Raw genomic sequence first — 10,156 nt, forward strand, 5'->3', positions numbered from 1 at the left:
TGTTTCTATACAAATCTGACTGGAAAGAAGTATGATAAATGTATCACTTAATCAGGGAGCAATCGGGATGGAAGAGATATTAGAAAAGCTTCATACATTTTTTGATGTCGATAAATTAATTGCATTTATTAGCGGATATTTAAAGAAGCCAGTCATTTTAGAAAGCACAGAGTGTCAGCTCCTTGCTTATAATTCTTACAGCATTCAGCAGTTTGACCCAGTCAATCAGCAAACAATTTTCTCCAAGGAATGTCCGGGGTCTGTGGTCGATTGGTTAAAGAAAACAGGGGTAATCGAGCGGCTTTTCGCGGAATCAAAGCCTTTTTATGTGAGCGGTCATGACGAGCTCGGATTTAATCGGCGGGTGGCTGTGAGCGCCAAGCATAAACAAGAGGTGGTAGGCTTTATTTGGGTGCAGGACATTGAGGACTCCCTCACTCAGGAAGAGCTGCAATTTTTACACGAAGCTTCCTTTCAGGTTGGAAAAGTGATTTATAAGAATAAGAAACAGCTTGAGAAAAAGGAAGGCAAGATTGAAGAGTTTTTCAAAAAGGTCATGGATGATCATTTTTATACAGAAGAAGAGCTGAAATGGGAGGCTGAGAACTTAAGCATTCCACTGCCAGCCGTATTTACCGTTATGGTCGTGCACGCTGCCGATAACAAAAGTGAGACGGCAGAAGATGTGAAGGATGTCATTCGAACGTATTTGCAGCTAGAGGATAAAGTGAATCACGTCTATTCGGTTCAAGCAGATATCGTGGTTATATTAGGCAGCCTGTCAGATCGGCACTCACCGAAAGCGACTGCCGCTGATGTCATCGCACATCTGCAATCGAAAACGCATGCACATCCCTCCCCTTTGTATATCGGAATGGGAAGAGAGTATCGTGATGTCATGAAAATGAGTACAAGTCGATTTGAAGCGATAGAGGTCGTCAAGGCAGTGAAAATTGTTGGAGGACAAGACCTGATTCCATATGATTATGAGAATTTAGGGGTCTTCCGGTTTTTAGACTCCATTTACAGCCATCAAAAAAAGAAAAACGACTTCAATCCAGATTTGTTACGTTTGAAGGAAAAAGACCGCGAAAGTCAAACTTCGTTTTTAAAAACGCTTGAAGTCTACTTATTGAATAACTGCAAGCTAAAGCCAGCAGCGGAGCAGTTGTTTATTCATCAAAATACATTAAACTATCGAATGAAACAAATTTTTGACATGACGTCGATCGACTTAAGTCATTTTAGCCAGCGATGTGAGTTATTTATTGAATTGATGCTGATGAAAAAAGATCAATAATATATGATGGAATCCGCAGGTGCACGGATCACCTGCGGATTTTCATGTGAAATGCGAAAATGGCATACAACTGATGTATTTCGTTGTATGATAGATAAAGATTTTATGAGAAAAATGAAAGGGGGGCCACCTTTGGGTTCAGTCACCTTAGCCATTTTGATTTTCATCATGACCCTCGTCCTTGTCATTTGGCAGCCAGGAAGTGTCACCATAGGATGGTCAGCATGTGGGGGTGCCATTCTTGCGCTTGCCTTTGGCGTCGTTCATCTAGGCGATGTATGGGAAGTTACGCAAATTGTATGGAACGCCACCTTTGCTTTTATTGGTATTATTATCATTTCGTTAATTTTAGATGAGATCGGTTTTTTTGAGTGGGCTGCACTGCATATGGCAAAAGCTGCAAGAGGCAACGGTGTCCGCATGTTTATTTATTTAACATTGCTCGGCGCTGTTGTGGCTGCTTTTTTTGCAAACGATGGAGCGGCACTGATTTTGACCCCAATCGTCTTATCTGTCGTGAGAGCGTTGAAGCTGGATGAGCGCATGGTGCTACCTTTTGTGATGGCAAGCGGCTTTATTGCAGATACAACCTCCTTGCCATTTGTCATTAGTAACCTGGTCAATATCGTATCAGCCGACTATTTTCATATTGGTTTTCTAGAATATACAGCGAATATGTTCGTGCCAAACCTTGTGTCGCTTGGAGCGAGCATGCTGGTTCTGTATGTGTTTTACCGAAAACTTATCCCAAAAACCTACGATCTGTCACAGGCGAAAGAGCCGGCATCAGCTATTCGAGATATCCGTATGTTCCGTTTGTCTTGGTATGTGCTCGGCTGTCTGCTTGTTGGTTATTTTGCGGGCGAGCTGATCGGTGTTCCAGTGTCTATTATTGTAGGCGGGATTGCCCTTGCTTTCTTGTGGCTGGCGAGAAGAAGTCCGCAAGTGGCGACAAAGCGAGTGATCAAAGAAGCGCCGTGGTCCATTGTGTTTTTCTCGATCGGTATGTATGTCGTCGTATATGGATTGAAAAATGTTGGCCTTACTGAAATATTGGCGGCATGGATCGAGCAAGGGGCATCACATGGCTTGCTTGCAGGAACGATGTTTATGGGTGTACTTGCCGCAGTGCTGTCCTCTGTGATGAACAATCTGCCGACTGTTTTAATTGATGCGATTGCCATTGGACATACAGATACAGCAGGTGTCATGAGAGACGGGCTGATTTATGCCAATGTTATCGGCTCCAACCTTGGACCGAAAATGACCCCAATCGGCTCATTGGCGACATTGCTGTGGCTTCATGTCTTAAAGAAAAAAGGCGTTCATATCTCTTGGGGGGCTTACATGAAAGCCGGAATCATCCTGACCATCCCAACCTTGATCCTCACTTTACTCGGATTATATGTGTGGTTATGGCTTATTCATTAATTATCGTGTAGAACAAACCCTCGCATTCGCCCGCAGGTCTGCGCTCCGGTGCTTAGGGCTGCAAAGGTTTTCTATCATGCTGAAAAGAGCAGATCCATGAGATCCGCTCTTTTTTTGCTACAGATATTTCGCATAGCGTTTTTCTAAAAAGTCCTGAAGCAATGAGACGACACTGCAAATGCCCCAGTAAATGAGTGCGACCAAAATATACATGGTCATATAATCAAATTCTCGTCCGCCTACAATTTTTGCTTGCTGGAAGAGCTCTGGTACAGTAATCATCGCTGCCAGTGAGGAAGCTTTGATTAAATCAAGCATGACATTGGTCAATGGCGGCAAGGCGATGCGGACGGATTGAGGCAAAATGACACCGCGCATCGTTTGCCAATAGCTGAGACCTAATGATTTAGCGGCTTCCACCTGTCCACTTGGAACAGAGGAGAGGGCCGCCCGATTAATTTCTGCAATATAGGCAGCACTATTGAAGCTGAACCCAATAATGGCGGCAGTGACTGCTGTAAACTCAATGCCGATATAAGGGAACCCAAAATAAAGAATAAACAAAATCACCAGAATGGGCACGCCTCGCATGAATGAGATATACAGCCGTGCAGGCAGCTTAAGAACCCATGAATTCGCCATCCTGGCAAGAGCGATAAAAAAACCAAGAATGGTACCAAAAAACATGCTCACAAAGGAAATGAGCAGCGTCAGCCAGATGCCTTTCATGACAAACGGAAATGACGCCTTTGCCAGTGCAGGATTAAATATATATTCTAAATGAATATCTCCCACGATTGCGGCTCCTTATTTGGAAATGTCGACATCTTCGACATCAGCATCAATTTTCTTTGAGACGTCTGCATGATTAAAGAATTTCTCAGAAATCTTTTTCATTGTTCCGTCTTTTTTCATGTCGCTTAATACACGATTCAATTCTTTTTGAAGCTCTTTGTTGTCCTTCTTCATGACAAATCCTTGTTCATTCGGCATGTATTTCAAGTCAGGGTGAATCGTAATATTTAATTTAGGAAATGCAGCAAGAGCCAGTGTCTGCAAGTAATAATCATTTAAAATGACATCTGTTCGGCCGTTTGCAACATCCTTTAAGTATTGCTCGTTTGTCGCATTATCATAAATGACTTCCTTTGCACCGTACTTACGAGCGACATCCATGTAAATCGTCGTGGCAGCACCTGCTGCTTTCTTTCCTTTTAAATCTTTTAAAGTTTTAATGCCAGATAAATCATCTTTCCGTACGATAGCCGTTCCGTAGGAATACTTATAAGGGGTTGAAAAGGCAAACTTGTCTTTTCTGTCATCTGTGATGTCGATATCATTTGCAGCGGCATCCACTTGACCAGAATTAATGGCGCTCAGCATCCCGTCATAACCCATTTCTTTAAATTCTACTTTCACATCAAGACGTTTAAACGCTTCTTTGACAACTTCTACTTCATAGCCAGTTAATCGATCTTTGCCATTAGAAGTATCATGATAAGAAGTTGGATAAAGGGTGCCTGAAGTTGCAACCACGATTTTTCCTTTCTTTTTAATCTCATCCCACTTTGTGTCTCCAGATTGAGATGAGCCTGATTGACTGCAAGCAGACATGATAAGGATGCAAGCAGATACAACAAGCATGATCCATATAGATTTTTTATGATAAAAACGACTCATTTAAGAATCCTCCTCTATTTTTTATACAAAACAAAACATAGCACGCTTTTTCTGATAGGACAACGTTTTCAGAAGAAAAGTGAAAAAGTAAGAATATTATAAGCAATTAGCGTGTTAAAATAATGTATAAAAAAGGAAAATGAGCGCAAAATAAAGGCGAATAAAGGAGGGAACAACAATGATGAAAAAAATAAGTGGTTTGATCATCTTGTCGATGATGCTGTTATTTGGTTTTCAGATAGAAACGGCTCATGGAGAAACACCTCAAATGGAAAAGCGCCCGGTGACACACCAAGTGAAATTAACAGCAGAACAACAAAAACAAATTGAAATCCTTGAGCAGCAAATTCTTTCTAAACGAAAAGCAGTCATTGAGAAATATGTACAGTATGGCGTGTTAACAAAGGAACAAGGCACACACATCACGAAACGAATGGATGAGCATTACAATCATTTGAAAAAGAACGGATTTGTTCCATTGCTGAAAAAACCACAGCACCATCGCCCATAATAATGATAAAACCGGCAGCGAGGTGCCGGTTTTTTATTGTGATCAGAAGGTGAGACTTTCCCCATCTTGAGGGACAAAAATGGCTTGATCTGCATGATGCTCTTGAATGTAAGCTTCCAAAGCAGCTCTTGTTAACAAGCAATGATTCACAGCTTCAAGATGACAGGCGACAATTTGAGCTTTTGGCTGAGAACGGTGAATGTCTAAAATTTCTTCCTTAGTCATGGTAATCGGATCGCCTTCTAAAAATTGAGCAGCTCCGCTATTGACCACAATGACGTCTGGCTTGCATGTATTCACAACCTCTTTCGGTTCATCACACCAAATGGTATCACCTGCAATATAAAGGGTAGGTTCATCAGGGTGAGAGAAAACAAAACCGCTCACCTGCCCCATTCGCTTCGCCGTTTCTCCCGTCCCATGCTGTCCACCTGTACGTTTAATATGAACGCCGCAAATGTCCATTTCATCTTCAATGCATGTGACATGCTGAAATCCAGCTTCTTCAACTTCTTTTCGATCCTTCTCCGATTGAGTATAAATTGGCCCATCTTGAGCTAATTTCCTTTTGGCCTCGTCGTCAAAGTGGTCCACATGTAAATGAGAGAGTAAGACAGCATCTGGGTGTAACAGACTGTCTAAATCTATATTTACAGGAAGCTCCACAATAGGGTTGTTCAAATGTTGATTGGCTGTATGAGGGAACGGTGGATATGTTCCTTTTGCTGCCAAAAAGGGATCGATTAAAAAAGTTGAATGACCATAGTGAAGGTATAAAGTAGCATTGCGAATGAGTGTAATTTTCATAAAAAGGCCTCCTTTTTTTCTGATTAAGTTTACAGTATATTAAAAGAGTTCTATGTGACAGAGGATCATGAAAGTCTTTTATCGGAAGGGCTTGATTTTTGAAAGAGGTGAGCCAATGCTAGACCAAACAGATATGAATATTTTAAAAGAACTATCAAAGAATAGCCGATTAACGATGAAAGCTCTAGGTGAAAAAGTTCATTTAACCGGCCAAGCTGTTGCAAATCGGGTGTTAAAGCTAGAAGAAGAAGGCGTGATCGAAGCATATACCATTTCAATTGATTGGCAGACGCAAAAGACGATTCAAACATTTTTGCAGCTCTATACCCGGAGTCATCATCATGAACCACTTCTGTCGTTTCTTTATGAAAAGGAAGAAATCAAGAATTTGTTCAAAATAAGTGGTGAGGGCTGTTATATGGCTGAAGGACATTTCTCGAGTCATGATGAGCTTGATCAGTTTTTAACGGAGCTGACAAATTACGCAAATTACAAACTGTCTATTGCGGTTAAACGTCTCATTCATCAATAATCGAAGAGACGCAGGAGGAAAAGGAACGATGCAAAAATTAATCGAAAATCAAGCTGAACCGATGACAAAGGAAACAATCAAAGCAGACTTGGAACAACTTGGTGTGAAAAAGGGCATGATTTTATGTGTTCACTCATCTTTATCATCCATCGGCTGGGTAAACGGAGGCGCTGTAGCCGTCATACAAGCATTGATGGAAACCTTAACAGAAGAGGGGACACTCATTATGCCGGCACAAACGTTAGAGCTTTCTGATCCTGCCGATTGGATTGATCCGCCTGTTCCTTATTCATGGTGGAAATCGATCAAAGAAACAATGCCTGCATTTGATCCAGCTTACACGACGCCAACAGCAATGGGAAAGGTAGCGGAAACATTTTGGAAATACCCAGGCGTGGCGAGAAGCAACCATCCCCATTTTTCATTCACAGCCTGGGGGAAAAGAAAACATGAAATTCTGAAACACCATGCACTTTCCTTTGGATTAGGAGAGCATTCGCCTCTTGGTCGCATGTATGATCTTCATGCTCAAGTGCTGCTGCTTGGTACAACATTTGAAAGCATGACAGCTTTTCATCTAGCTGAATACCGAATCCCCCAGCAGGACCTCATGACAAGAGGAGCCCCTATTTTAGAAAATGGGTGGAGAGTATGGAAAGAGTACCAAGATATCATCACAAGAGAAGAACTATTTGAACAGATTGGCCGTGATTTTCTGCAATCAGGAGGCCTCCATCAGCACAATCAAATCGGACTTGCCAGTTCATATTTATTGCCAGTGAGAGAATCGGTAGACTATGCGGAAAAGTGGCTTGATTTATACGATCAGTCGTAATCTACACTGTTTGGAAATTTACATAATAAACATCTTGATCAGGCTGCTGTGAGGTATAGCAGGTAAGCTGATAGTCTCCTTTTGGAATGGGGAAAGACAGTACATGAGCCATGACGCTTGTGATATAAACTTGATCCCTTGTATGCGTAAAGGGCACTGTTATAGCTCTATCAATAGAGACTTGGGGCTCATCGCTATTTAATGTCACAATAATAGACGCCTTTCCATTATTGATTCCTTCAAAGGAAACTCCTTGATCTCCAGTTGCGAATCCTTGAAGAATGTCCTCATCTGTCCAATCAATGATAGGTGGTGTTTCGCTTCCGGTGTATACCGTGATTTGGTGGTAGGAGATAGATAGAGAATAGGTTTGATTTAAGAGATTCATATAAAAAACTCCTTTATTCATGGATTTTCGTTGAAACGTAAATGGTTGAAAGAGTCATTCTTGAGGAGAAAGTTAGGCAGCAAGACGATTGCAGCCGTCTTGCGCTATTTGTTGTGGGATCTAGATGTGAAATTGCGAGACCATTGCTTTTAAATCTCCTGCTAAATGGGCAAGTGCTTCTGATGAAGCTGTTACTTCTTCCATTGCAGCAAATTGTTCTTCTGTTAAACCTGCTACTTGCTGTGAATGTTCACTCGTTCGTTTAACGCCTTCTGTAATAGACGCAAAAGACTGTTTCGCATCGTTAGTATAAGCTGCGATTTTTTGTGATGCACTCGATAAATGCTTAATGCCATCTGCCATTTCTCTCATGGACTGCTGGATATCATGAAAAGATTCTTCTGTATGAGAGATAAGGACAGCCCCTTGAGCTGCTTCTTCTCTTACTTGTTTGATGGCATTCGTCGAATGAGTCATCTCTTTTTGTATTTCAGAAATGAGATGGGAAATCATGTTTGATGATGCTTGAGATTCTTCAGCGAGCTTTCTCACTTCGTCTGCGACAACAGCAAACCCTTTTCCATGCTCACCTGCCCGTGCTGCTTCAATTGCTGCATTAAGAGCTAGCAGGTTTGTCTGGCTGGCGATATCTGTAATGACTTTGGAAATATGATCAATTTCAGTTGAACGTGTTTCCAATGCTTGAATTGCTGTACCGTTTTCTTCAATTGATTTTGCAATAGATGTCATTTGTGAATGAACTTCACCGATATTGTGTACACCTTTTTGGGCAATTTCTTGTGCGAAGTGACTTCTTGAAGCCATTTGTCCGGCATTTTCAGTGATGTTTGCCAGCTCGTTTGATACTTGAATCATCTTGTGCTCACTAGCTGTCATTTGAGCGGACTGTTCTTCTGAAGATTGTGCCACTTCTTGGATCGTGTGGGTGATTTTTTCTGATGCTGCACTCGTTTCTTCTGCGCTAGCTGACAGCTGTTCAGAGGATGTGGCCACTAATTCAGACGTGTTCATGACATTTAGAATGGTTTGATTTAGTTTTTCACGCATCTTATTGAAATGTCCAGCCAGATCAGACAATTCATCTCCGGCAGTATCCGTCACATTGATGGTTAAATGACCTTCGCCTGCACTCTTAATGGCAGAAGCCAAATGCTTGAGACGTACCTGAATCCGCTTAGTGAAAATAGAAATAATGATGACTGAAACGATCAGACTTAACAAAAGGACGATGACAAATTGTATATAGAATGACTGAAGCATTTGTGAAATCATGCTTTGATTAGCGCCAGTATAAAAAATACCAATTGTTTCGCCTGCTTCATTTTTGATTGGCATATAAGCCGTTTGATAGTCTTTCCCAGCAACATTTGCTGTCCCGTAATAATTTTCTCCTTTGTCTAAAACAGTGGTCTTCACTTCAGGAGAGACTTCAGTACCTACAGCTCGTTTCCCGTTTAACATGACATTCGTAGCAACACGGGTATTTCCTTGAAAAATCGTGATGGTATCACCGGTATATTCGGCTAATTGGTCAACCAATGTGTCATGATCATTGATTTGCGTATTTCCTTTGAATAGCTTGTCTTCTTTAATCTGCCACGAGCCTGACACTTTTTCATTTAGGTAGGCGTAGCCTAGTTTTAAGTCACCTTTTGCTTTTTCAGTTGCCATTTGCTTAATATTTTCTGTCATTTCGCGATTCACAACATAACCAACAACCGCAGAAAAGATGATGAGGACACTTAAAAAGATCAGCAAAATTTTGGCGCCTAGCCTCAGTTTTCCCTTTTTCTTCATGATTTTTGACTCCTTTAGGTATAAGGTAGGATATCCCTCCTTAAGGATTATCGGCATGAAAAAAGTGTTTAAAATACCTGCAAGCAGTCATGTGAAAGTTTTTTTAATATAGAAAAGGGAAAGGCGGCTAATCGATGATAAATTGAATTCTTGTGCCGTCAGGATCATCCGATAATTGATGACTAACCCACGAGCCTGCGCCTCTATTATCAGAAGGGCGTACATATTTGACAGAAGCTCCACTGCCTCCTTCTTTGCACATCGCCATTGGCCATTCGTCCCGATCATACCCGCGCTTTGTTGGAATGCCATGTAGTGATCGATCTCTCTGCTCATCACTATGTTTACGGTCAATTGTACAAATGGACGAATGACCTTCATCAATGGCTTCTTCTATGTGCTTGGCTGTTTCTGGATAGCGGTCTGATGGAAAATGAATGGTTTTGTCATAAGATGAATTCGCTGTCTCTTGTTTCCCTTGCTCTAGCTGGATATAGCCTGTTGCTACACCAATGACAATCAATAAAAGCAAGAGAATCATTTTAAGAAGTTTCATAGATGCTGGCTCTCTTTCTTGTTTGCGTATTTTGTAAACAGAAGTATAGCAGAATTACTTACCAATTTCTCCTGGTTTTGAAAAAACGTCTTTTAAAATTCAAAAAACAGTTTTTACCTGATTTCTTGCTTTTCATTTTTGTAGAAATTCATAAAAATTTTAATTTTGTGGGTCAGAAAACGAATATGCTCATCCAAAATGGCTTTATCACTGCTTTTTTGGCTAATTTCAAGAATTTAACACACAGAAATTTCAAAAAAATAAAATTGACTAGACCGATCTGCTTTAATAATATGGA

Annotated in this window: 11 protein-coding genes; 5 read left to right on the top strand and 6 right to left on the bottom strand. The window is 41.1% G+C overall.

Annotation, left to right across the window (positions count from 1 at the left end; translation table 11 throughout):
- Nucleotides 1-67: 67 nt before the first annotated feature.
- Entirely contained in the window at nt 68-1,300 is a 1,233-nt protein-coding gene (locus tag MHI46_RS01895; protein WP_039176388.1) for a helix-turn-helix domain-containing protein, read from the top strand.
- A gap of 132 nt (nt 1,301-1,432) precedes the next feature.
- A complete protein-coding gene (locus tag MHI46_RS01900; RefSeq protein WP_342503067.1) occupies nt 1,433-2,731 on the top strand; it encodes an arsenic transporter in 1,299 nt (432 codons plus the stop codon).
- A gap of 117 nt (nt 2,732-2,848) precedes the next feature.
- Here the strand turns inward: MHI46_RS01900 and MHI46_RS01905 are convergent, their stop codons facing one another.
- Together MHI46_RS01905 and MHI46_RS01910 are read right to left on the bottom strand one after the other, a co-directional pair.
- Nucleotides 2,849-3,526, bottom strand: a complete 678-nt coding sequence (locus MHI46_RS01905; RefSeq protein WP_064498644.1) for an amino acid ABC transporter permease — start codon at nt 3,524-3,526, stop codon at nt 2,849-2,851.
- 12 nt (nt 3,527-3,538) lie between these two features.
- Nucleotides 3,539-4,411 carry a transporter substrate-binding domain-containing protein gene (locus MHI46_RS01910; protein ID WP_039176396.1) on the bottom strand — a complete coding sequence of 291 codons (873 nt, stop codon included), beginning with the start codon at nt 4,409-4,411 and terminating at the stop codon, nt 3,539-3,541.
- Between the two features lie 181 nt (nt 4,412-4,592).
- Here MHI46_RS01910 and MHI46_RS01915 point away from each other — a divergent pair, with 181 nt between their 5' ends.
- Nucleotides 4,593-4,922, top strand: coding sequence for a YckD family protein (locus MHI46_RS01915; RefSeq protein WP_039182972.1), 330 nt, complete (start codon nt 4,593-4,595; stop codon nt 4,920-4,922).
- Nucleotides 4,923-4,964: 42 nt separating this feature from the next.
- Here MHI46_RS01915 and MHI46_RS01920 read toward each other — a convergent pair whose 3' ends face one another.
- Nucleotides 4,965-5,729, bottom strand: a complete 765-nt coding sequence (locus MHI46_RS01920) for an MBL fold metallo-hydrolase (RefSeq protein WP_058837296.1) — start codon at nt 5,727-5,729, stop codon at nt 4,965-4,967.
- Nucleotides 5,730-5,844: 115 nt separating this feature from the next.
- Between MHI46_RS01920 and MHI46_RS01925 the strand changes: the two genes are divergently transcribed.
- Together MHI46_RS01925 and MHI46_RS01930 are read left to right on the top strand one after the other, a co-directional pair.
- Nucleotides 5,845-6,261, top strand: a complete 417-nt coding sequence (locus tag MHI46_RS01925) for an Lrp/AsnC family transcriptional regulator (RefSeq protein ID WP_039176401.1) — start codon at nt 5,845-5,847, stop codon at nt 6,259-6,261.
- A 28-nt stretch (nt 6,262-6,289) separates the two neighbouring features.
- Nucleotides 6,290-7,096 (top strand): AAC(3) family N-acetyltransferase, encoded by an 807-nt coding sequence (locus MHI46_RS01930; RefSeq protein WP_064498645.1) that lies wholly within the window; start codon nt 6,290-6,292, stop codon nt 7,094-7,096.
- 1 nt (nt 7,097) lies between these two features.
- Here the strand turns inward: MHI46_RS01930 and MHI46_RS01935 are convergent, their stop codons facing one another.
- From MHI46_RS01935 to MHI46_RS01945, 3 genes are all read right to left on the bottom strand, one after another.
- Entirely contained in the window at nt 7,098-7,484 is a 387-nt protein-coding gene (locus MHI46_RS01935) for a competence protein ComJ (RefSeq protein WP_064498646.1), read from the bottom strand.
- A gap of 120 nt (nt 7,485-7,604) precedes the next feature.
- The gene (locus MHI46_RS01940; RefSeq protein WP_064498647.1) at nt 7,605-9,302 is read right to left on the bottom strand and encodes a methyl-accepting chemotaxis protein; all 1,698 of its coding nucleotides are present in this window, start codon (nt 9,300-9,302) and stop codon (nt 7,605-7,607) included.
- A 127-nt stretch (nt 9,303-9,429) separates the two neighbouring features.
- Nucleotides 9,430-9,858 carry a NucA/NucB deoxyribonuclease domain-containing protein gene (locus MHI46_RS01945; protein ID WP_039176411.1) on the bottom strand — a complete coding sequence of 143 codons (429 nt, stop codon included), beginning with the start codon at nt 9,856-9,858 and terminating at the stop codon, nt 9,430-9,432.
- Nucleotides 9,859-10,156: the final 298 nt, after the last annotated feature.

Source organism: Bacillus sp. FSL K6-1000 (genome assembly GCF_038630785.1).
GTDB lineage: Bacteria > Bacillota > Bacilli > Bacillales > Bacillaceae > Bacillus > Bacillus safensis.

What these genes read in the sequence shown, in the direction of transcription:
- MHI46_RS01895 (WP_039176388.1), top strand. Translation starts at nt 68, where the DNA reads ATGGAAGAGATATTAGAAAAGCTTCATACATTTTTTGATGTCGATAAA.
- MHI46_RS01910 (WP_039176396.1), bottom strand. Translation starts at nt 4,411, where the DNA reads ATGAGTCGTTTTTATCATAAAAAATCTATATGGATCATGCTTGTTGTA.
- MHI46_RS01915 (WP_039182972.1), top strand. Translation starts at nt 4,593, where the DNA reads ATGAAAAAAATAAGTGGTTTGATCATCTTGTCGATGATGCTGTTATTT.
- MHI46_RS01920 (WP_058837296.1), bottom strand. Translation starts at nt 5,729, where the DNA reads ATGAAAATTACACTCATTCGCAATGCTACTTTATACCTTCACTATGGT.
- MHI46_RS01925 (WP_039176401.1), top strand. Translation starts at nt 5,845, where the DNA reads ATGCTAGACCAAACAGATATGAATATTTTAAAAGAACTATCAAAGAAT.
- MHI46_RS01930 (WP_064498645.1), top strand. Translation starts at nt 6,290, where the DNA reads ATGCAAAAATTAATCGAAAATCAAGCTGAACCGATGACAAAGGAAACA.
- MHI46_RS01935 (WP_064498646.1), bottom strand. Translation starts at nt 7,484, where the DNA reads ATGAATCTCTTAAATCAAACCTATTCTCTATCTATCTCCTACCACCAA.
- MHI46_RS01940 (WP_064498647.1), bottom strand. Translation starts at nt 9,302, where the DNA reads ATGAAGAAAAAGGGAAAACTGAGGCTAGGCGCCAAAATTTTGCTGATC.
- MHI46_RS01945 (WP_039176411.1), bottom strand. Translation starts at nt 9,858, where the DNA reads ATGAAACTTCTTAAAATGATTCTCTTGCTTTTATTGATTGTCATTGGT.